Source organism: Aurantimonas marianensis (assembly GCF_024195285.1).
GTDB classification, from domain to species: domain Bacteria; phylum Pseudomonadota; class Alphaproteobacteria; order Rhizobiales; family Rhizobiaceae; genus Aurantimonas; species Aurantimonas marianensis.
On record NZ_JALHBS010000053.1, the window covers coordinates 52,091 to 73,341 of the forward strand.

At 65.3% G+C, this 21,251-nt stretch carries 15 protein-coding genes and 1 pseudogene; 7 read left to right on the forward strand and 9 right to left on the reverse strand.

Going from position 1 to position 21,251, the window contains the following annotated elements; all coding sequences use genetic code 11:
• Nucleotides 1-161: 161 nt before the first annotated feature.
• Nucleotides 162-1,154, forward strand: a complete 993-nt coding sequence (locus MJ956_RS10000) for a glutathione S-transferase family protein (RefSeq protein ID WP_253964326.1) — start codon at nt 162-164, stop codon at nt 1,152-1,154.
• Here the strand turns inward: MJ956_RS10000 and MJ956_RS10005 are convergent.
• Nucleotides 1,145-1,606, reverse strand: coding sequence for an NUDIX domain-containing protein (locus tag MJ956_RS10005; protein ID WP_253964327.1), 462 nt, complete (start codon nt 1,604-1,606; stop codon nt 1,145-1,147). The genes MJ956_RS10000 and MJ956_RS10005 overlap by 10 nt on opposite strands.
• A gap of 58 nt (nt 1,607-1,664) precedes the next feature.
• On the opposite strand from MJ956_RS10005, the gene MJ956_RS10010 reads away from it, so the two are divergent.
• Nucleotides 1,665-2,615: a metallophosphoesterase family protein gene (locus MJ956_RS10010; protein WP_253964328.1), complete on the forward strand. Its 951-nt coding sequence runs from the start codon at nt 1,665-1,667 to the stop codon at nt 2,613-2,615.
• A 42-nt stretch (nt 2,616-2,657) separates the two neighbouring features.
• Here the strand turns inward: MJ956_RS10010 and MJ956_RS10015 are convergent, their stop codons facing one another.
• The 7 genes and pseudogenes from MJ956_RS10015 to MJ956_RS10045 form a co-directional block, all read right to left on the reverse strand.
• The gene (locus MJ956_RS10015; protein WP_253964329.1) at nt 2,658-3,272 is read right to left on the reverse strand and encodes a hypothetical protein; all 615 of its coding nucleotides are present in this window, start codon (nt 3,270-3,272) and stop codon (nt 2,658-2,660) included.
• Nucleotides 3,273-3,365: 93 nt separating this feature from the next.
• A complete protein-coding gene (locus tag MJ956_RS10020; protein WP_253964330.1) occupies nt 3,366-4,160 on the reverse strand; it encodes an alpha/beta fold hydrolase in 795 nt (264 codons plus the stop codon).
• The gene (locus tag MJ956_RS10025) at nt 4,160-5,827 is read right to left on the reverse strand and encodes a thiamine pyrophosphate-binding protein (RefSeq protein WP_253964331.1); all 1,668 of its coding nucleotides are present in this window, start codon (nt 5,825-5,827) and stop codon (nt 4,160-4,162) included. The genes MJ956_RS10020 and MJ956_RS10025 overlap by 1 nt, the downstream gene beginning before the upstream one ends.
• Nucleotides 5,824-7,545, reverse strand: coding sequence for a 2-isopropylmalate synthase (leuA, locus tag MJ956_RS10030; protein WP_253964332.1), 1,722 nt, complete (start codon nt 7,543-7,545; stop codon nt 5,824-5,826). Before leuA ends, MJ956_RS10025 begins: the two co-directional genes overlap by 4 nt.
• Nucleotides 7,546-7,892: 347 nt before the next feature.
• Nucleotides 7,893-9,236 carry a sensor histidine kinase gene (locus MJ956_RS10035; RefSeq protein ID WP_256477816.1) on the reverse strand — a complete coding sequence of 448 codons (1,344 nt, stop codon included), beginning with the start codon at nt 9,234-9,236 and terminating at the stop codon, nt 7,893-7,895.
• Entirely contained in the window at nt 9,187-10,065 is an 879-nt protein-coding gene (locus MJ956_RS10040) for a cation diffusion facilitator family transporter (RefSeq protein ID WP_479768637.1), read from the reverse strand. The genes MJ956_RS10035 and MJ956_RS10040 overlap by 50 nt, the downstream gene beginning before the upstream one ends.
• A 150-nt stretch (nt 10,066-10,215) precedes the next feature.
• Nucleotides 10,216-12,352 (reverse strand): annotated as a pseudogene (locus MJ956_RS10045) (anthranilate synthase).
• A 308-nt stretch (nt 12,353-12,660) separates the two neighbouring features.
• Between MJ956_RS10045 and MJ956_RS10050 the strand changes: the two are divergent.
• Nucleotides 12,661-14,265, forward strand: a complete 1,605-nt coding sequence (locus tag MJ956_RS10050; RefSeq protein WP_253964335.1) for a GMC family oxidoreductase — start codon at nt 12,661-12,663, stop codon at nt 14,263-14,265.
• Nucleotides 14,266-14,489: 224 nt separating this feature from the next.
• On the opposite strand, the gene putA is transcribed toward MJ956_RS10050, so the two are convergent.
• Nucleotides 14,490-17,525 (reverse strand): bifunctional proline dehydrogenase/L-glutamate gamma-semialdehyde dehydrogenase PutA, encoded by a 3,036-nt coding sequence (putA, locus tag MJ956_RS10055; protein ID WP_423724831.1) that lies wholly within the window; start codon nt 17,523-17,525, stop codon nt 14,490-14,492.
• Nucleotides 17,526-17,654: 129 nt separating this feature from the next.
• Here putA and MJ956_RS10060 point away from each other — a divergent pair, with 129 nt between their 5' ends.
• The 4 genes from MJ956_RS10060 to choV all read left to right on the forward strand — a co-directional run bounded on the left by MJ956_RS10060 (nt 17,655) and on the right by choV (nt 21,199).
• Complete coding sequence (locus MJ956_RS10060; RefSeq protein ID WP_253964337.1) at nt 17,655-18,116, forward strand: Lrp/AsnC ligand binding domain-containing protein; 462 nt, start codon at nt 17,655-17,657, stop codon at nt 18,114-18,116.
• Between the two features lie 159 nt (nt 18,117-18,275).
• On the forward strand, nt 18,276-19,223 hold the full coding sequence (locus MJ956_RS10065; RefSeq protein WP_253964338.1) for a choline ABC transporter substrate-binding protein: 948 nt from the start codon (nt 18,276-18,278) through the stop codon (nt 19,221-19,223).
• 96 nt (nt 19,224-19,319) lie between these two features.
• Complete coding sequence (gene choW, locus MJ956_RS10070; protein ID WP_253964339.1) at nt 19,320-20,162, forward strand: choline ABC transporter permease subunit; 843 nt, start codon at nt 19,320-19,322, stop codon at nt 20,160-20,162.
• Entirely contained in the window at nt 20,159-21,199 is a 1,041-nt protein-coding gene (gene choV, locus MJ956_RS10075; protein ID WP_253964340.1) for a choline ABC transporter ATP-binding protein, read from the forward strand. The genes choW and choV overlap by 4 nt, the downstream gene beginning before the upstream one ends.
• Nucleotides 21,200-21,251: the final 52 nt, after the last annotated feature.

A 21,251-nucleotide genomic window follows, 5' to 3' on the forward strand; every position in this document is an offset into this window, starting at 1 on the left:
GGCGAAGGATCATCGGGTTCACTCCTGAAGAAGGCGACCGCTTAGCACCGGCAAACCGCAAGGTCCAGCGTCCGTCCTGTCTCCATTGACGCTGCGTCGCACTCGGCGGCGCGGCGCCATGCCCTACCTTGCAGCCACGGCAAGGGAAAAGGGCAAGGTCAATGGGATTACTGGTCGACGGAAAATGGCAGGACAAATGGTACGATACGGATTCGACCGGCGGCCGTTTCGAACGGACGACGACGACCTTCCGTGACTGGATCACCGCCGATGGTTCGCCGGGACCGGACGGCCGGACAGCGTTCAAGGCCGAGACGGGCCGCTACCATCTCTACGTCTCTCTCGCCTGCCCCTGGGCGCACCGCACGCTGATCGCCCGCAAGCTGAAGCAGCTGGAAGACGTCATCTCGCTGTCGGTGGTCGACTATCACATGGGCGAAGAGGGCTGGGTGTTCTCCGAACGGCGCGGCGCCATGCCGGACACGGTGCTTGGCAAATCGCGGCTCTACGAGGTCTATCTTGAAGCCGATCCGTACTATACGGGCCGCGTTACGGTGCCGGTGCTGTGGGACAAGCAGACCGGGACCATCGTCAACAACGAGTCCGCCGAGATCATCCGGATATTCAACCGCGCCTTCGACGCCTGGGGCGATTCCGGCGTCGATCTCTCGCCGGAAGCGTTGCTCGACGAAATCGACGCGATCAACGCCACAATCTACGACGCCATCAACAACGGCGTCTACAAATGCGGCTTCGCCACCACCCAGGAGGCTTACGAGGCTCCATTCCACAGGCTGTTCGCGGCGCTGGATGAGCTCGAGGCGCGGCTATCCAAACAGCGCTATCTCGTCGCCAGCGCCGCGCCGACCGAGGCCGACTGGCGGCTGTTCACCACGCTGATCCGGTTTGACGCCGTCTATCACGGGCATTTCAAGTGCAACGAGCGGCGGATCGCCGACTATCCGAACCTCTTCGGTCACATGCTGGAACTCTACCAGACACCGGGGATCGCCGAGACGGTCGATTTCGGCCACATCAAGGGCCACTACTACGCCAGCCACAAGACGATCAATCCGACCGGTGTCGTCCCGCTCGGGCCGGATCAGGATCTGACGGTTCCGCACGGGCGCGAGCGGCTGCGACCTCACCAGTGAAGGGCGATGGCGCTGTCGCCACGAAGTTCCGATAGCCTGCGCCGCGTGCCCGGCGTGACACCGTCGGGGAGCGCGTCCAGCGCAAAGAATCCCGTCTCGGAGATTTCGGCGTCCCGCGTCTTCGGCGCCGTCTGGCGGCAGGCTCCGCAATGGTAGAACAGGACGTGGTCGCGGTTGGACGCGCTGCGATTGAAATAGACCGCGACAAGCCGCGGCACATCGAGGGGTTCGAGATTACCTTCCTCGCGAAATTCGCGCTTGAGCGCATCGACGGCGGTCTCGCCCGGATCGACGCCGCCGCCCGGCATGTGCCAGCCCGATACATAGGTGTGGCGCACGAGAAAGACCCGCCCCGCCTCGTCGAAGGCAGCGCCCCGCACGCCGAGCGTCATGGGGCGCGCGACGAGGTGAACGCCGTGCAGCGCCTTGAGAAGATATTTCTCTAAGAACATGGTCCCTCGAAAGAACACGACCCTACCAAACGCCGCCGTGTCGCCTAAGATGGAGCAGATGTTTCGCCTTGCCCATCTCTCCGACGTGCATCTGGGTCCACTCCCGGAATTGTCTATTCGCGAACTCGCCTCCAAGCGGGTCACCGGCTATGTCAACTGGCACCGCAATCGCCGGCGGGCGATGTTCGGCGATACTTTGGTAAATCTTATCCAGGACATGAAGGAGGAAGCGCCCGATCATGTCGCCGTGACGGGCGATCTCGTCAATCTGGCGACCAAGAAGGAAACCTTGGCGGCCCGGCTGTGGCTGGAAGAACTCGGCGCCCCCTATGACGTCTCGGTGGTTCCCGGCAATCACGACGCCTACGTTCCGGGCGCGCTGAAACGTTCGTATCGCGAGTGGCACGAATATATGATCGGCGACAATCCGCTGAACGCCATCGGCAATTCGTTTCCCTATCTGCGGGTCAGGGGCAAGGTGGCGATCTTCGGCGTCTCCACCGCCGAGGCGACCGCGCCGTTCTTCGCCACAGGCACGTTTCGAAGGGGGCAGGCTCTGGCCCTTGCCCGCCTGCTCGAAAACTGTCGGGCGACCGGCCATTTTCGGGTCGTGATGATTCACCACCCTCCCATTTCCGGTTCAACGTCCTGGCATAAACGCCTGATCGGAAAGCAGTTCTTCTCCAAGGTCATCCGCGATGCCGGGGCCGAACTGGTACTGCACGGCCATACCCATCTCGACACGCTGCATTGGCTGCGCGGGCCCGAATGCAAGGTGCCGGTGGTCGGCGTCCCCTCCGCGAGTCAGGCGCCCGGCAGCGACAAGCCAGCCGCCCGCTACAATCTTTTCGAGATCGACGGCGAGCCGGGCGCCTGGTCGCTGATCCAGCGAGAGAGAGGCGCCCGAGCGCACGGGGACGGCATAGGCTGGATCCGTGAGCGCGAACTCCTGGCGGAGGGGCACGCGATCAATGCAAGGCCGCGCGAGGACGCCAAACCGGCGGCGTAGTCCCCGTCATACAGCCGAGGCGACGCGGATCTCCGTCGACACTCAGCCGATCGACATGCCCTGATAGGATGCGATCGCCAGAAGCAGTGCCGCCCCGATGACGATGCCGATGGCCATCCAGGTGGCGGCGATGACGAAATCGGCGCCGCGTGTGCGTTTTTCCGGCTGAAGCGGTGCGTCCTCGCCGTTGCGAACCTGCCGGCCGGCATTCTCAGCGACACGCTCGTTCAGCCCGTCGCTCAGGGCGAAGATCTTGTCGCGCTCGACGATCCGCTCGGCGACATAGTCGGTGACGTGCCGGGCCGTGACCCGCGTGTCGGCCGATTCGACCAGCGTCACACGTCCCAGCCGCGTTTCTCGCACCAGACGATAGGTCCGGCGGTCGCGCGCCATGATGACATTGGCGGTCCCGTCGATCCAAAGCCGCGGATGCATTCCCCCCGAGATGGTAAAATCGAACAGATCGTCGCCAGGCGGCAATTCGTCGATCAATGGCTGGAGTTCCTCCGCCAGAATCTCGAGCCGGGCGCGGTCTGCCTCGCGGATATCGACCACGACATCGGCGCGTTGCGCCGCGGCGATCTTGGCCTGCCGCACGGCATCGGCCAGACGCTTCGTTCCCATCAGGGACGCCACGTTATCCTTGCCTTCGCCCATCAGCCGATGCCTCGAATCCAATTCGTTAACGAGGTCTTAACATACGGCGCCGTTCGGTTGGAAGAAACCGCCAGCCAGGCCGAACCGCTTTTCTCAACGCTTTTCTGCCCGATCGACCGCTGCCCTCACCGCCGCAACGCAAGTCCCCGGCGCCTCCAGCATCAGCATGTGACCAACACCGGGTAGCCGCGAGACGGTGAAGTCCGGAGGCAGGCCATCCGACTGCCCGGCCGGGGTCACGCGATCCTCCTCGCCCCAGATCACATGCAGGGGGCAGCCGGTGGCGGCGATGGCGTCGAGCGGCAAGACGCCCTGCTCGCCGGTTGCGAACAGATGCTCGAAGATCTGGCGCATCGCGGCCCGGCCCGCCGGGTCGCGCGCCGCCGCGATCGCTGCCACGGCGTCCGGATCCGGCACCCAGCCGGGCGCACCCATTCCGGCCAGCGCCTTGCCGATCGCCTCCGCCCCTTCCGCGTCCATAACCGCCCGTATCCGCGCCGCGCCGATCTCCTTGCCAAAGCCGCCCGGCGCCAACAGCGTCAGCGAGGCAACCCGCTCGGGCGCGAACAGGCCGATCAGCGATGCGATCGCCCCGCCCATAGAGTGGCCGACGATGTGCGCCGACCCGATACCGCGGGCATCGAGTTGGGCGATAACCGCCCGCGCGGCGATCTTCGGCGGCCCGAATCCCGGAAAGTCGCGCGAACGGCCATGGCCCGGCAGATCGAAGGCGATGGTCCGGCGTTTCGGCGAGGCCAAAGCGTCCTGCAAGGATGCCCAGATCTCGGCCCGGCCATCAAACCCATGTAGGAAGACGATCGGCGTCACGGCACCCTCGCCGCTCTCGTCGCCGCCCTGTTCGATCGCGAACAGCCGCTGGTCGTCCATCACTTTCCCTTGCTTACGGCGGCGAACGGCAGCCGCGCCGACGTCGAGATGCGGTCCGGATCGATCCTCAGATGGACGAGCGCCGGACGACCGGATTTCAGCGCGGTCGTCATCGCCCCGGCGAAATCGTCGGTGCGCGATACGCTGAAGCCGTCGCCGCCAAGGCTCCGGGCCAGAGCGGCGAAATCGGGATTGACCAGCGCGGTGGCCGACTGGCGGCCGGGATAGGCCTTTTCCTGATGCATCCGGATGGTGCCGTACTGCCCATTGTCGAAGACGAGAACGACGATGTTCGCCCCGGCCTGCACGGCGGTCGAAAATTCCTGTCCGGTCATCTGGAAGCAGCCGTCGCCGGCAAAGCACACGACCGCGCGCTCGGGGAACCTCAGCTTCGCGGCGACAGCGGCCGGCAAGCCATAGCCCATCGAGCCGGAGGTGGGAGCGACCTGCGTGGTCCGGCCTGAAAAGCGATGGTAGCGGTGCAGCCAGCCGGCGTAATTGCCGGCCCCGTTGGTCATGATCGCGTCACGCGGCAGCAGCGCGCGGAGTTCGCTCATCACCGTAAAGGGATCGACGCAGTCGGCGCGCGGCTCGGATTCCGCCACGGGGGTCGACCAGCAAAGATAATCCTGATGCGCCGCCTCCGCCTGTCCGGCCCAGGCGACGGTGGCCGGTGCCTGCAGTTGCATCGCCTTGCGTGCGAAGGACGCCGGGTCGGCGTGAATGCCGAGCGCCGCCGTATAGAGCCGGCCGATCTCGGCCGCCTCCGGCACGACATGGACGAGGCGCTGCCTGGGAACCGGAACCTGGAAAAGCGTGTAGCCCTGGCTCGGCATTTCGCCCAGTCGCGCGCCGACGGCGATCACGAGATCGGCCTCGGCGATGCGGGCCTTCAGCTCGGGGTTCGGGCCGATGCCGAGATCGCCCGCATAGTTCGGATGATCGTTGGGATAAAGGCCCTGGCGGCGGAAGGAGCAGACGACCGGCAGGTGCCAGTGTTCGGCGAAGGCGGTAATGTCGGCGATCGCGCCGTCCGTCCAGCGGGGTCCGCCGAGGATCAGCACCGGACGGGACGCGGCGCCGAGAAGCGCCCACAGTTCCTCCATGTCGTTGGCTTGCGGCAGCACCGACTCGGCTTCGACGCGGGCCGGGATGTCGGCCTCGGCGCTGCCCGACAACGTGTCCTCGGGCAGCGCGACCACGACCGGTCCGGGCGCGCCATCCATGGCGATGCGGTAAGCTTCGGCCACGAGGGCCGGCAATTCGGCGGCGGTTTTCGCCTCGAACACGGCCTTGGCCATGTCGCCGAAGAGACGATCGTAATTGACCTCCTGAAAGGCGCCGCGACCCCGGAATTTGGTCGGCACCTGTCCGACGAAGAGAATCATCGGCGTCAGATCGTGGGCGGCGACATGGATGCCGGACGCGGCATTCGTCGCCCCCGGCGCGCGCGTGACGAAGCAGACGCCGGGTCGGCCGGTGAGCTTGCCGTCGGCCTCGGCCATCATCGCCGCGCCACCCTCCTGGCGGCAGACGACCGTCTCGATCGCGCTGTCGTGAAGCGCGTCGAGCACCGGAAGATAGCTTTCCCCGGGCACGCAGAAGATTCGGGTCGCGCCCTGCGCCGCGAGCGCGGCGACGAGGAGTTCGCCTCCCGCGGCCCTCACTTGGCGACCAGCCGGTTGGCGGCGGCGACGATGGCTTCGAGCGAGGCGGTGACGATGTTCTTGTTGATGCCCGCCCCGAACAATCGGCCGCCCTCATGCTCGACCTCCATGTAGCAGATGGCGCGGGCGTCGGAGCCGGCACCGAGCGAGTGCTCGGAGTAGTCGAAGACCGAGAATTCGATGCCGAGATGGCGGCACAGCGCGTCGACGAAGCCGTCGATCGGCCCGGTACCGAGGCCCTCGATCTTCGTCTCGACACCGTCGTCGACGATGGTCGCCTCCAGGATACGCTCACCCTTCGCGTCCGGGTTCGGCCGGGTGAAGTGGTCGACGAATTTGATGCGGGCTCCCGGCTGCTCAACATAGCGTTCGATAAAGCGGTCGTAGATGCGCTTCACCGGGAGTTCCCTGCCCTCCTCGTCGGTGATCCGCTGGATGTCCTCACGGAACTCGACCTGCAGGTTGCGCGGCAGGTTCAGCCCGTAATCGGCCTGCAACACATAAGCGATGCCGCCCTTGCCGGACTGGGAGTTGATGCGGATGATCGCCTCGTAGGACCGACCGACGTCCTTCGGATCGATCGGGAGATAAGGAACCTCCCACAATTCCTTGTTGGCGGTGCGCCGCGCCTTCATGCCCTTGTTGATCGCGTCCTGATGCGAGCCGGAAAACGCCGTGTAGACGAGCTCGCCGACGTAAGGGTGCCGCTCACCGACCGCGAGTTGGTTGCAGTATTCGTAGACGTCCTTGATGTGGTTGATGTCGGTGATGTCGAGGCCGGGGTCGACGCCCTGCGTGAACATGTTCAGCGCCAACGTCACCAGGTCGACATTGCCGGTGCGCTCGCCATTGCCGAACAGCGTTCCCTCGACCCGGTCGGCGCCGGCCATCAGGCCGAGCTCGGTCGCCGCGACCGCCGTGCCACGATCATTGTGCGGATGCAGCGAGACGATGACGTTGTCGCGGTTGTCGAGATTGCGGCACATCCATTCGATCTGGTCGGCATGGATGTTCGGCGTCGACATCTCCACGGTCGCGGGCAGATTGAGGATCAGCTTGTTGTCCGGCGTTGGCCGGATGATCTCGGCGACCGCGTTGCAGATCTCGGCCGCGAAATCGAGCTCGGTGCCGGTAAAGCTCTCGGGTGAATATTGGAACCGATAGCCGCCGCCCGCCTTGGCCGCCATGTCGGCCACCATCTTGGCGGCATCGGTGGCGATCTCCCTGATGCCGGCGCGGTCTTTCTGGAAGACGACGCGGCGCTGCAATTCGCTGGTCGAGTTATAGAAATGGACGATCGGCCGCCTTGCGCCCTCGAGCGACTCGAAGGTTCGCGCGATCAGCTCCGGCCGGCATTGGACCAGCACCTGCAGGGAGACGTCGTCGGCCACCTCGCCTTCTTCGATGCACCAACGCGTGAAGTCGAAATCGGTCTGCGAGGCCGACGGAAAGCCGATCTCGATCTCCTTGAAATTCATGGCCTTCAGGAGCGCGAAAAACCGGGCCTTGCGGTCGTGGCCCATCGGGTCGACCAGCGCCTGGTTGCCGTCGCGAAGATCGACGGAGCACCAGATCGGCGGCGTGGTGATGGTCTTGCCCGGCCACGTCCTGTCGGGCAGGTCGATCTGAGCGTAGGGCTGATACTTTACCGAGGCCAGGGGCATCGTGCGGTATGGCTCGGCCTCGGCGGCGGGACGGACTGCGGGCGTGACGGACATGGCTGTTGCACCTTGATCGCTCGGGCGGATGCCGGGGGCGGCGCTGGCAACGCGCGCGCATCTGACCGGGTCATCCGAAATTGAAACCGGATTGTAAAGCGAAAGGGGCAGAACGGGGGAGGCCATCAGGCCTCTGGCGCGCCGGCTCGACCGCCGGACGCCCCTTCGATCAACGGGTCCGACGGCCGCGGCTAAGTAGACCGAGGAGAAGACCCGGACGCGCCAGCGCATGCGGCCGCCGAGCGGGCACAGGTGTCGACATGCTGAATGGCGTCGCGATCATGCCCGCCACACTATTGCGAACGCGGTCGATTGCAAGCCGATTTTCGCGCCAGGACGCCCAAGGCTCAGTCCGCCAAATCGCCGCGCGTGACAAAACGCAGCGTCGAGACCGCACCACCGGCATTGGATATTTCGAAAACGCCGCCGATCTGTTCGGCGAGCGACGCGACAATGCGCATGCCGAGGTTGCGCGAGGAGGACACCGAAAAACCCTCGGGCCAGCCGGGGCCATCGTCTGACACTGTCAAGCAGAGCGGCGTTTCCCGCTTTTCCGCCCCACCAGACTCGCGCCTGAGTTCGACGACGATCCGCCCTGCCCGACCGTCCGCGCAGCCATGCTCGATCGAATTCGAAATCAGCTCCGTGGCGATCAGGCCCAGCGGCACGGCGAGCTCCGCCGAGACTTCCACCGCTTCCGCGTCGACCTCGTAACGGATGTCGGTCATACCCGACGCCTCGAGGAGGTCCGGGCCGAGCTGGGTCAGATACGGCCCCAGGTCGAGGCTCTGCCGGCCGGGATCGTGGAGCTCCCGCTGGATCTTCGAGATCAAGGCGATGCGGGCCGACGCCTGTTGCAGAACCGACGATGCTTCCGAGCTGTCGGTTCCCCGTGACTGGGCGTTCAACAGCGACGATACAACAGCCAGATTGTTCGATACCCGGTGTTGCAATTCGCGAAACAAAAGGTCGCGTTCGTCGGCATGGCGCGCGGCGGATTCCTTTTCGATTTCAAGCCGGTCGAGCGCGAGCTGCATCCAGTGAATCAATAGGATGTCGACCGCGACGATAAAGACGTAGAACGACAGCGCCAATGTCGAGCCACCGGTCAGGGCGAAGGAGTCGAACGGCGGAATGAAGAAGTACCAGGAGAACAGACCCGCCACGAACGCCACCGCTATACCGGGAAGGACGCCCGCGAAGAAGGACGTGATAATGACGGCGGGAAAGAAAGTCAGATAGGGAAAGCCGACGGGCAACCGGTCATCGAGGAGATAGCGAACGGCGAAGGACAGAGCGAGCAAGGCGGCGGCAAACAGCCAACGCGTTACCGGCTGATCCCGCAGCGATTCGACAAGAGCGCCTGGACGCCGCGCAGATTGACCAAGGGGGAACTCATCGGTCGTTCGGCGAAACCCTCCACCATCAATGATCGGCCCTCGCGGTTCGGGGGAACCCACCGCTCGATCGAATCGGACGGTCGGATGTCGCAACGAATGCTGACGCAAACGATAAGTGTGGCAGATCAAGGGCGGAGGCCCGGTCGATGGCGGGATTCGCGTCGGGCGTTGCCGCGGCGACACGAGAAAGCACGCTGGTCGCGGGAGGGCGCGACGCCCGGCGGCTTCGCGACCACCCGCTCTACAGAACCGGCACCCCCGTCTGTTTAGCCTCGCCTTCCGGCTCCACATGGATCAACACGCGGGCGCCCTCGAAGGCCTCCAGAAGCGCGTCCTCGATCCGGTCGCAAATGTCGTGGGCGACGCCGACCGTCATCGCCTCGGGCACGACCATGTGGAACTCGATGAACATCGCCCGGCCGGCCAACCGGGTCTTCAAATCGTGGACCTCGAGAGCGCCGTCGGCATGGGCCGAGATCAGGTCGCGAACCCTGGCTTCCTCGACCGGGTCGATCGCCTGATCCATCAGGCCGGAGAGCGAGTTGGTGACAACCTTGTAGCCCTCGCGCAGGATGTTCAATGCCACCAACGCCGCCATCAGTGGATCAAGGAACAGCCAGCCGGTCGCGGTCGCCAGCGCTAGCCCGACGATGACACCCACCGAAGTGACGACGTCCGACATGATGTGCCGACCGTCAGCGGCAAGCGCGGGCGAGCGATTCCGACGACCAACCCGGATCAGGAACAGGGCCCAGCCAAGGTTGATGAAGGTCGCCGCCGCGTTGATCGCGATGCCAAGGCTAGGCTCCTCCAGAACCCGTGGAGCCTGCCAGGCCTGCCAGGCCTCTTGAAAGATCAACAGGGCCGCGACGACAATCAGCACCCCCTCGAAAACGGCCGAGAAATACTCCGCCTTATGGTGCCCGAAGGGATGGTCCTTGTCCGCCGGCTTGAAGCTGAGGCGGATCGCCCACCAGGCGATGAAAGCAGTGATCAGATTGACGATCGATTCCAGCGCGTCCGACAGAAAGGCAACCGACCCGGTGACAGAGTAGGCCGCATATTTCAGCGCCATCACCACCAGGGCGAGGCCGATGGATGCTGCCGCGATCCGCTGCATCAATACCGGAGAGACTCGCGCCATACCTAGCGGACTCTGGTCAGAGGCCGCGAGGTATCACTACGCATGGACACGCCTTCAGCCGCGCAGCCCAAAGCTGGATTCCTGCGGCAGAATACCATCACGAGCGTGCGACGAAGGTGAGGCATGTCAAGCTGCCTTTTCGCGGGCGCGGCGGGGCAGGTGCGCGACGATATTCTCGATCATGCGCATGCCCGCCTCGCCGCCGAGGCTCATGATGCTTTCGGGATGGAACTGCACCGCCGCGACCGGCTCGGTCCGGTGCTCGAAGGCCATGACGATGCCGTCGTCGGTCTCCGCCGTCACCTCGAACTCCTTCGCCGGGCAGGCCGGAAAAGATGATGCCGGGCGTGGTGACGCGAATGCGCGACGGCTTGCCATGGACCGGCACATGCAGGGTGCGCAAGCTTCCGCCATAGGCCTCGGCGAGCGCCTGCAGCCCGAGGCAGACGCCGAAGATCGCGCAGCCGCGCTGACGGGCGGCGGCGATCGTGCCCTTGCAGTCGAAGTCGGACGGATTGCCCGGCCCCGGCGACAACACCACGAGATCGGGATCGACGCGGTCGAAGATCTCGGCCGGAACCGGCGTGCGGACGGTCGAGACGGTCGCGCCGGTCTGGCGGAAGTAATTGGCCAGCGTGTGGACGAAGGAATCCTCGTGATCGACCAAAAGGACACGCAACCCCTCGCCCACCCTGGCCGCGTCGCGCTCGGCGCCAGCAGCATTGGACGCGCCGGCCTCACGGATCGCGCCGATCAGCGCCGAGGCCTTCAACTCGGTCTCGGCCTCTTCCTCCTCCGGATTGGAATCGTACAGCAGCGTCGCGCCGGCCCGCACCTCGGCGATGCCGTCCTTCAGCCGGATCGTGCGCAGCGTCAGACCGGTGTTCATGTCGCCGTTGAAATGCACCATGCCGACGGCGCCGCCATACCAGGCGCGCGGGCTCTTCTCGCTGTTCTCGATGAAGCGCATGGCCCACAGCTTCGGCGCGCCGGTCACCGTCACCGCCCAGGCATGGGACAGGAAGGCGTCGAAGGCGTCCATGCCGTCGCGCAGCCGGCCCTCGATGTGGTCGACCGTATGGATCAGCCGCGAATACATCTCGATCTGCCGCCGGCCGATGACGCGCACGGAGCCCGGATCGCAGACCCGGCTCTTGTCGTTGCGGTCGACATCGGAGCACATCGTCAGCTCCGATTCGTCCTTCTTGGAATTGAGCAGCTTCAGGATCTGCTCGGAATCGGAAATGGCGTCCTCGCCGCGCTTGATGGTGCCGGAAATCGGACATGTCTCGACCCGCCGGCCGTTGACGCGCACGAACATCTCCGGCGAGGCGCCGATCAGAAATTCATTCTCGCCGAGATTGATCAGAAACGAATAGGGCGAGGGATTCACCGCCTTCAGCCGCCGCGAGATTTCCGAAGGCTTGTGCTCGGCGCGCTCGTAGAACACCTGGCCGGGAACCACCTCGAAGAGGTCGCCGCGCATGAACTTCGCCTTGGCGGCGCGCACCAGTTCGGCATATTCGCCGGGCTTGTGATCGCCGCGCGGCGGGATGCGTTCGGAGGGCGCAAAGGGCGCGTCCGGGCCGCCGCCCGCGAGCCCCTCGGTCGAAACGCCGTTCCTAGCGAAATCGTAGCGGGTCAGGAAGGCCGCGGCGGAGTAGTGATCGACCTCGAGCAAGTCGTCCGGCAGATAGAGCAAGAGGTCGCGGCGGTCCGGATCGCGCTCCAGCACTTCCTCGACCGGATCGAACTGATAAGCGAGATCGTAGCCGAAGGCACCGTAGAGACCGAGATCGCGATCCTCCTCGGAGCGGAACAGCGAGACGATCGCGCGCAGCACCGAAAAGACGCTCGGCATGCGCGAGCGCTCCTCCTCGGTAACCGTGCCGGCCGGCTGCTTGATGACGAGATCGATGGCGCTGACCGCGCGATCGAGCGAGGCGATGTCGTCGTGACCGGCAAGCGTATCCGCGATGAAGCCGAGCAGCACTTCGCCGCGCGGATTGAGCGCCGCGATCCGCATGGCCCGCCCAGTCGACGAGATCACCAGCGGCGGATCGACGAATGCCACATCCTGGCGCGTGTAGCGGCCCGGATACTCGTAATTGGAAAACAGGACGGCGCCGCGGCGGGTGTCCAGGCGATCGAAATAGGGCTCGATCGCGCCGTCATAAGCGACGGCCCGCCGGCTGCGCGTTATCGTCACCCCGCCCGCCGTGACGTGGCGCTCGCGGCCGTCGTCGGTCTGTTCGGTCACCATGAACTCTCTCCGGGTCTCGAGCCCGGACCCCCGACGACATAGCAAAAAGGCCGCCGGATGATCCGTGGCGGCCTTTGGGTTCGATCACAAGCGTGACGGTCCGGCCGCTGTCAGCGCGCCCACCACCAGTTCTTCGAAAGGATCGTCATCATCATGGGCAACCGATAACCGAGCCGGGCGACGAGAGCAAGTCACCCGTCATGCTGGATACCGCGCCACCGGTACCGGGTCCGAGCCGCGACGGCGGGCGCGATCCCATGGCGCTCAAAGCCATTTGCCAGCGGCGCGCATTCGGCTAGATCGAAGGCATGGAAGAGTTCGACTACATCGTCGCCGGCGCGGGCTCGGCAGGTTGCGTCCTCGCGAACCGGCTGTCCGCCGACCCCAAGAACAGGGTGCTGCTGCTCGAAGGCGGCGGCAAGGACAACTGGATCTGGTTCCACATTCCGGTCGGCTATCTCTTCGCCATCGGCAATCCGCGCGCCGACTGGATGTTCAAGACCACCAGCCAGGCGGGGCTCAATGGCCGGGCGCTGAACTATCCGCGCGGCAAGACGCTCGGCGGCTCGTCGGCGATCAACGCGATGATCTACATGCGCGGCCAGGCGGCGGATTACGACCACTGGCGCCAGCTCGGCCTTTCCGGCTGGGGATGGGACGATGTGCTGGAGGCGTTCAAGGCGGTCGAGGATCACGTCGACGGACCCAACGAATTCCACGGAACCGGCGGCGAATGGCGGGTGGAACACCCGCGCATCCGTTGGGACGTTCTCGACCGGGTTCGCGACGCGGCCGAGGCGGCGGGCGTCGCCAAGATCGACGATTTCAACACCGGTGACAACGAAGGCTCTGCCTATTTCCAGGTCAACCAGAAGGGCGGCCGGCGCTGGAGCGCGGCGCGCGGTTTTCTGAAACCCGCGCTCGGTCGGCCGAATCTGAAGGTGGTCACTGGCGTCATGGTCGACCGGGTGCGCTTTCGTGATGGGCGGGCGGTGTCGCTCGACTACCGCAAGGACGGCAAGGGCTTCGAGGCGTTGGCGGCGCGCGAGATCGTGCTGTCGGCCGGCGCCGTCGGCTCGCCGGTGATCCTGGAGCGCTCCGGCATCGGCGACGCCGACCGGCTGAAAGACCACGGCATTACGCCCCTCCATCACCTGCCGGGGGTCGGCGAGAATTTGCAGGACCACTTGCAAATCCGCCCGATCTACAAGGTCGACGGAATCAAGACGCTGAACAGCGAATACAAGAACCTGTTCCGCCGGGCGATGATGGGCGTCGATTACGCGCTCAGACGGCGGGGACCGTTGACCATGGCGCCGAGCCAGGTCGGCGCCTTCGTCAAGTCTTCGCCGGATCAGGCGACGGCCAATCTGGAATTCCATTTCCAGCCGCTGTCGCTCGACGATTGGGGCGCGGGGCTGCATTCCTTCTCCGCCTTCACGGCGAGCGTCTGCAATCTCAGGCCGACCAGCCGCGGCAGCATCCACCTGACCGGCGCGCGGCCGGAGGATGCGCCGGACATCGCGCCGAACTATCTTTCCACCGACGAGGATCGCCAAGTCGCCATAGACAGCCTGAAATGGGCCCGGCGGATCGTGGAACAGTCGCCCCTCGCACCGTATCGGCCGGAGGAATACAAGCCCGGTGCGCATGTGACGTCCGACGCGGACATGCTGGTCGCCGCCGGCGATCTCGGCACGACGATCTTCCACCCGGTCGGAACGGCCAAGATGGGAATCGAAGGCGATCCGATGGCGGTGCTCGACGAGCGGCTGCGCGTGCGCGGCGTCAGGGGGCTGCGCGTCGCCGACGCGTCGGTGATGCCGTCGATCACCTCGGGCAACACCACCTCGCCGACGATCATGATCGCGGAAAAGGCGGCGCGGATGATGCTGGCGGACGCAAACTCCTAGAGCGGAGAAGCGACAACGAAAGAGCCCGGAGGACACGCGCCCCGGGCTCTTCGTTGTGAATGGCCGGCTCGCGGCATCGGGAGGAGGAATGCCGCCAAACGACCCATGCGCGGTGACTGCGAAAGCCCGTTCGCTTGGGAGGAGGTCGGCGGGCTTTCCGATCGTCCATTGCCGCAACAACATGACTGTACATCAAGTCGCGGCAATAGACTGTCACCCGTTTGCTACGATTCCATGGCAATCAGGCTGGCATTGCCGCCGGCCGCCGCAGTATTCACCGACGTCACCTGTTCGCGGGCGAACCGCGCCACGTAATTCGGCCCGCCCGCCTTCGGCCCGGTGCCGGACAGGCCCGAGCCGCCGAAGGGCTGGGAGCCGACGATCGCCCCGATGATGTTGCGATTGACGTAGATGTTGCCGACGGTCAGCCGCTCGGCGACCGTCTTGACGGTCTCGTCGATGCGGCTGTGGACGCCGAGCGTCAGGCCGAAGCCGGTCCGCTCGATCGAATCGCAAACCTCGTCGAGTTCGAGCGCCTCGGGCTTGTCGAGCTCGACGATGTGCGGTGCGAACCAGTGCCCCTTTGAGGGCAGATCGTCGCCGAGGCGGCCCCTGAATCGGACCGTCTGCGACTGCTCCATGCGCTCGATGTGGGATGTCAGCATGGCATGCTGTTCGGCATCGATCACCGGGCCAACGTCGGTCGACAGGTCATGCGGGTCGCCGACCACCAGTTCCGCCGCGGCGCCCGCGATCATCTCGATCATGCGATCGGCGACATCCTCCTGGACGTAGAGGACGCGCAAGGCCGAACAGCGCTGGCCGGCGGACCGGAACGCCGACATCACGACGTCGTCGGCGACCTGTTCCGGCAGCGCCGTCGCGTCGACCACCAGGCCGTTGATGCCGCCGGTTTCGGCAATCAGCGGCGCGATCGGCGCGTTGCGGGCGGCCAGCGCGCGATTGATCGCAAAGGCGGTCTCGGTCGAGCCGGTGAAGGCGACGACTGCCGTGGCATCGTGGGAGACCAGCGCGGCGCCCGCCTCCCCGTCGCCCGGCGCAAGGAAAAGACCGTGCGCCGGAAACCCGGCCTCGTGCAGGAGATCGACCGCCAGCGAGGCGACAAGCGGCGTCTGCTCGGCCGGCTTGGCGATGACGACGTTGCCGGCCGCCAGCGCCGCCGCGACCTGGCCGGTGAAGATCGCCAGCGGGAAATTCCACGGCGAGATGCAGATGGCGACGCCGCGCGAGCGATAGCGAAGGCGATTTTCCTCGCCGGTCGGACCGGGCAGCAGGGTGGGCTCGGCGAACAGCCGTTCGGCCTCGGCGGCGTAGAAGCGCAGGAAATCCACCGCCTCGCGAATTTCCGCGATGCCGTCGTCGACCGTCTTGCCGGCCTCACGGGCCAGAAGCCCCATGAACGCGCCCTGCCGCCTCTCCATCAGATCAGCGGTCTTGCGCAGCCAGGTGGCGCGGCTCGCGGCCGGCACCGCCTCGGCCGCCCGCACATGGCGCGCCGCCTCGGTGACGAGGGCCTTCGCGCCGCTGGCGCTCAGATGATGGCTGCGCCCGACGAGCACTCCATCGACGGGAGAGCGGATGTCGACCGGCCCTTTGGCGTCGGCGCCCTTGAAGCCGCAGGTGGCCGCGATCGGTTCGCGCCCGGTCCGGTCGCGCGCGGCGAGGAAATGGTCCAGCGCGCGCCGGTCGCCGAACTCGATACCGGCGGAGTTCTTGCGCGGCGCGAAAATCTCCGATGGCAAGCCAATTTTTGGATGGCGGGCGGGACCGTTCTTCAAGACGTCGCGCGGACGTTCGATCAAAGAGTCGATCGGCACGTCCTCATCGCCGACCTGCGCGACGAAGGACGAATTGGCGCCGTTCTCCAGAAGACGGCGCACCAGATAAGCGAGCAGGTCGCGATAACCGCCGACCGGCGCGTAGATGCGGCAGGGAATTGCCGACGCAGAGTCGCGGCGCATGGTCTCATAAAGCGCTTCGCCCATGCCATGCAGGCGCTGGAACTCGAACCCCGAGACATCGGCGCCGGCCATTTCAACGATGGTCGCGACGGTCAGAGCATTGTGGGTCGCAAATTGCGGGTAGAGCCGCTCGCGCCGATCCAGAAGCGCCTTCGCCGCGACCAGATAGGACAGATCCGTCGCCGGCTTGCGCGAATAGACCGGATAGCCGGAAAGGCCCTTTTCCTGTGCCTGCTTGATCTCGGTATCCCAGTACGCTCCCTTGACGAGGCGGACCATCATCTTGACGCCCGCCGCCCTGGCGAGCGCGTCGACATGCTCGATCACGGCCAGGGTCCGCTTCTGATAGGCCTGGATGGCGAGGCCGAAGCCGTTCCAGCCGTCAAAGTCGAAATCCTTGACGACGGCGTCGACGACGTCGAGCGACAGTTCCAGCCGTGAGGCTTCCTCGGCGTCGATCGTCAGGTTCAGATCGTAGCTTTGCGCCCGACGCGCCAGCTCGTTGACGCGGGGCACCAGATCCTTCAGCACGGTGTCGCGGTGGGTCGGCTGATAGCGCGGATGCAGCGCCGAGAGCTTCACCGAAATCCCCGGGCGGTCGGGCAATGGCTTGTTGCCGGCTTTGCGGCCGATCGCCTCGATCGCGTCGGCATAGGAGCGGAAGTAGCGCTCCGCGTCGGCCCTGGTGCGCGCGCCCTCCCCCAGCATGTCGTAGGAATGGCGATAGCCTTTCTTCTCGAAGGCGCGGGCACGATCGAGCGCGTCCGCGATCGTCTCGCCGAGAACGAAATGGCGACCTAGGAAGCGCATCGCCTGGCGCGTCGCGGTGCGGACCGCCGGCCCGCCGACGCGCTTGACGAGAGAGGAGATGACGCCTTGCGGCGTTTCGCCCGGCCGGATGATCCGCGCCGAGACGCCGAGCGCCCAGGCCGAGGCGGCGGTCAGCATCCGGTCCTCGTCGCCATCGTGATGGGCCCAGTCGCCGGCGCCGATCTTGTCTTCGATCAGCCGGTCCTGCGTCTTGGCGTCGGGCACCCTGAGCAGCGCCTCAGCCAGGATCATCAGCGCCAGCCCCTCGCGGCTCGACAAGCCGAACTCGCGCAGGAAGTCCTCGACCCCGCCGATGCCGCCGGCCGCGCCGCGAATCTCCTCGATCAGGTGGCGCGCCCGCCGATCGACCGCCTCCTCGTCGTGGGCCCACCGCGCGGAGGTCTCGAACAGCGCGGCGACCGCCGCCGTATCGTCCGGCGCGAACGGAGCCGAAAAGGGTTCTGGCATGGCCGACATGGTTCACTCCGCGATCGATCGACGACGACGCTATTTAACAGATTCAGCGTCCGTGTTTCTCGCCAAAGAGTGGCCTGATTGCAGTGGAATGCTTCAAACAATTGCCGTATCCTGGCTCAGATGACCGATCTCGACCAAAAAGACCGGAAAATTCTCCGCGAGCTCCAGCGTGATGGCCGTCTCACCAATCTGGAACTCGCCGAGCGGGTCCACCTGTCGCCGACCGCGACGGCCGAACGGGTGAAGCGCCTCACCCGCGACGGTTATATCCTCGGATATGCGGCGAAACTGTCGCCGGATAAGCTCGGCCGCGGGATGATCGTCTTCGTCGAGGTCAAGATGGACCGGACAAGCGACGCGATCTTCAGTGAATTCAAGCGCGTCGCGGAAGCCACGCCGGACATCATGGAGTGCCACATGGTGGCCGGCGGCTTCGACTATCTCATCAAGGCGCGGGTGAAGGACATGACCGCCTATCGAGCGTTTCTGTCCGATGCGCTGCTGGCCCTTCCCGGCGTTCGCGAAACACACACCTATGCGGTCATGGAGGAAGTGAAGAACACCACGTCGATCGCGTTCTGAAGCCTCATGCGTCGGCCATTCGCAGCACTGCGCCCGGGCGGGGAAGCCGGCTTGTTGCGTTGATCGCCTCCAATGCGCAATAGTCGCGCGATCGACCCAAACACGCTTCCGCCCGGTCAAAGTCCAGACGTTCGAACGGGCGACAACAGGAGATAGTACATGACCCTTTCCAGACTGCTTGCGGGCGCAGCCCTCGGCACCGTGCTGATCGCCTCTCCGGTTTTCGCCCAGGAGGCCGCAAGCTGCTCGACGGTGCGCTTTTCCGATGTCGGCTGGACGGACATTACGGCGACGACGGCCGCGACGACTGAGATCCTGCAAGGGCTCGGCTACGAGACCGATACCAAGGTGCTGTCGGTGCCGGTGACCTTCGCGTCGATGAAGAATGGCGATATCGACGTCTTTCTCGGCAACTGGATGCCGTCGATGCAGGGCGATATCGAGAAATATCTGGCCGACGGATCGGTGGAGGACATCAACACCAATCTGACCGGCGCGAAATACACGCTGGCGGTGCCGCAGACCGCCTTCGACGAGGGTCTCAAGACCTTCGACGATATCGCCAAGTTTTCCGACCAGCTCGACGGCAAGATCTACGGCATCGAACCGGGCAATGACGGCAACCGCCTGATCCTCGACATGATCGAGAAGGACGCGTTCGGGCTGAAGGACTTCGAACTAGTCGAATCTTCCGAGCAAGGCATGCTCAGCCAGGTCGCCCGCGAAACCCGCTCCGACAAGCCGATCGTGTTCCTGGGATGGGCGCCGCATCCGATGAACAAGAACTTCGAGCTCGCCTATCTCGACGGCGGCGACGAGTATTTCGGCCCGAATTTCGGCGGCGCCACGGTGCATACCACCGTACGAAAGGGCTACACCGAAGAGTGCCCGAACGTCGGCAAACTCCTGAAGAACCTTACCTTCTCGCTCGACATGGAGAACGCCATCATGGGTGCGATCCTCGACGACGGCGAAAAGCCGGAGGCCGCGGCGAAGGAATGGCTCAAGGCCAACCCGGATGCGTTGTCGACATGGCTCGAGGGCGTCAAGACCAAGGACGACGAGGATGGATTGCCGGCGGTCAAATCCTATCTCGGCCTGTCCTGATAAGGCCTCGCGCCAAGTTTTTGAGGGCCGGCATCGACCGGCCCTCTTCTTTGACAGTTCCCTTCATGACCTGACCCCGGAAGGACGATCCCGCCCGTGCAGTGGCTCGAAGACAATCCGCTTCCGATCGGCGACTATGCCGAAGCCTTCGTCGATTGGCTGACCGCCAATTTCACGTTTCTCTTCGACGCCATCCGCGACGGGCTGGGTGCCTTCATCGACGCCATCCTGTTCCTGCTGCAATATCCGCACCCGCTCGTCGTCGTCGCGATCTTCGCGGCGATCGCCTATGCCGCCCGCCGCTCGATTCCGATCGTCGTCTTCACGGTTCTCGGGCTGCTGCTGATCATCAATCTGGGCTTCTGGGAAGAAACCACCGAAACGCTCGGTCTCGTCCTTGCCTCGACCGCGGTCTGCATGATCATCGGGGTGCCGCTGGGGGTCGCGGCCGCCCGCCGCGACTGGCTCTATGCGGGGCTTCGGCCGATCCTCGACCTGATGCAGACGATCCCGACCTTCGTCTATCTGATCCCCGCGCTGATCCTTTTCGGCCTCGGCCTGGTACCGGGTCTCGTCGCCACCGTCATCTTCGCCCTGCCTTCGCCGATCCGGTTGACCCGACTTGGCATCGCCTCGACGCCGCGGCAATTGCTGGAAGCCGGCGACGCCTTCGGCGCCACGCCGATGCAGAGGCTGATCAAGATCGAGATTCCCTACGCCTTGCCGCAGATCATGGCCGGGTTGACCCAGACCATCATGCTGTCGCTGTCGATGGTGGTCATCGCCGCCCTCGTCGGCGCGCCCGGTCTCGGCGTGCCGGTTCTGCGCGCGCTCAATACGATCAATATCGGCCAGGGATTCGAGGCCGGTCTGGCGATCGTGCTCCTTGCCATCATCCTCGACCGGTTCTTCCGGATCGACGAAAAGGGACGCCGATGAGTCCGATCGTCTCCTTCCAGAACGTCTCGATCGTCTTCGGGCGGAAGCCGGAACAGGCGCTGCCGCTTGTCGACGCGGGCAAGAGCCGCAGCGAAATCCGCGAGGCGACGGGCGTGACGCTGGGCGTCGCCGACGCCTCGCTCGACATCAATTCAGGCGAGATCGCCGTCCTGATGGGTCTGTCCGGGTCGGGCAAATCGACCCTGCTGCGCGCCGTCAACGGCCTCGCGCCGATCACCCGCGGCCGCGTGGTGATCGATACCGGCAATGGGACGGTCGATCCGAAGGATTGCGGGACCAAACGCCTGCGCGAACTGCGCCGTCACGAAGTGGCGATGGTGTTCCAGCAATTCGCGCTGCTGCCCTGGCGCAGCGTCGCGGAGAACGTCGGTCTCGGTCTCGAACTGGCTGGCGAGCCCCGGGCCAAGCGCCGCGAGCGGGTCATGGCCCAGCTCGAGCTGGTGGGGCTCGGTGATTGGGCAGACAGCCGTGTCGGCGAATTGTCCGGCGGCATGCAGCAGCGTGTCGGTCTCGCCCGCGCCTTCGCCACCGACGCGCCGATCCTGTTGATGGACGAGCCGTTCTCGGCGCTCGACCCGCTGATCCGGGCGCGGCTGCAGGACGAGCTGCTGGAAATCCAGCAGCGGCTGAAGAAAACCATCATCTTCGTCAGCCACGATCTCGACGAGGCCTTCAAGATCGGCAACCGCATCGCCATCATGGAGGGCGGCCGCATCGTCCAGGTCGGCACCGCGCAGAACATCGTGCTACGGCCGGCGGACGCCTATGTCGCCGACTTCGTCGCGCATATGAATCCGCTCAACGTTCTGACCGCGGAGAACGTGATGAAGCCAGTGGACGCTGACAGCGGCTCCGCTCCGGCGCGGGTCGCGGCGATGGCCGAGCCCGACACACCTTTGCGACGGGTGATGGAATCGATTTCCGGGGGCAATGGCGCGGTGGTCGTCTCCCGCAACGGACGGGTGGTGGGACAGATCGGTCCGCAGGAGATCGTCGATGCGCTGATGCGTCACTGAGATCCGGGCAGCAGCATCGGCCGAAAGCCTATTGCAGCGAGCATGCCGCAGC

Excerpts from the sequence above, each read along its gene's own strand:
- MJ956_RS10000 (WP_253964326.1), top strand. The coding sequence starts at position 162 with ATGGGATTACTGGTCGACGGAAAATGGCAGGACAAATGGTACGATACG.
- MJ956_RS10005 (WP_253964327.1), bottom strand. The coding sequence starts at position 1,606 with ATGTTCTTAGAGAAATATCTTCTCAAGGCGCTGCACGGCGTTCACCTC.
- MJ956_RS10010 (WP_253964328.1), top strand. The coding sequence starts at position 1,665 with ATGTTTCGCCTTGCCCATCTCTCCGACGTGCATCTGGGTCCACTCCCG.
- MJ956_RS10015 (WP_253964329.1), bottom strand. The coding sequence starts at position 3,272 with ATGGGCGAAGGCAAGGATAACGTGGCGTCCCTGATGGGAACGAAGCGT.
- MJ956_RS10020 (WP_253964330.1), bottom strand. The coding sequence starts at position 4,160 with ATGGACGACCAGCGGCTGTTCGCGATCGAACAGGGCGGCGACGAGAGC.
- leuA (WP_253964332.1), bottom strand. The coding sequence starts at position 7,545 with ATGTCCGTCACGCCCGCAGTCCGTCCCGCCGCCGAGGCCGAGCCATAC.
- MJ956_RS10035 (WP_256477816.1), bottom strand. The coding sequence starts at position 9,236 with ATGTGGAGCCGGAAGGCGAGGCTAAACAGACGGGGGTGCCGGTTCTGT.
- MJ956_RS10040 (WP_479768637.1), bottom strand. The coding sequence starts at position 10,065 with ATGCAGCGGATCGCGGCAGCATCCATCGGCCTCGCCCTGGTGGTGATG.
- MJ956_RS10050 (WP_253964335.1), top strand. The coding sequence starts at position 12,661 with ATGGAAGAGTTCGACTACATCGTCGCCGGCGCGGGCTCGGCAGGTTGC.
- putA (WP_423724831.1), bottom strand. The coding sequence starts at position 17,525 with ATGCCAGAACCCTTTTCGGCTCCGTTCGCGCCGGACGATACGGCGGCG.
- MJ956_RS10060 (WP_253964337.1), top strand. The coding sequence starts at position 17,655 with ATGACCGATCTCGACCAAAAAGACCGGAAAATTCTCCGCGAGCTCCAG.
- MJ956_RS10065 (WP_253964338.1), top strand. The coding sequence starts at position 18,276 with ATGACCCTTTCCAGACTGCTTGCGGGCGCAGCCCTCGGCACCGTGCTG.
- choV (WP_253964340.1), top strand. The coding sequence starts at position 20,159 with ATGAGTCCGATCGTCTCCTTCCAGAACGTCTCGATCGTCTTCGGGCGG.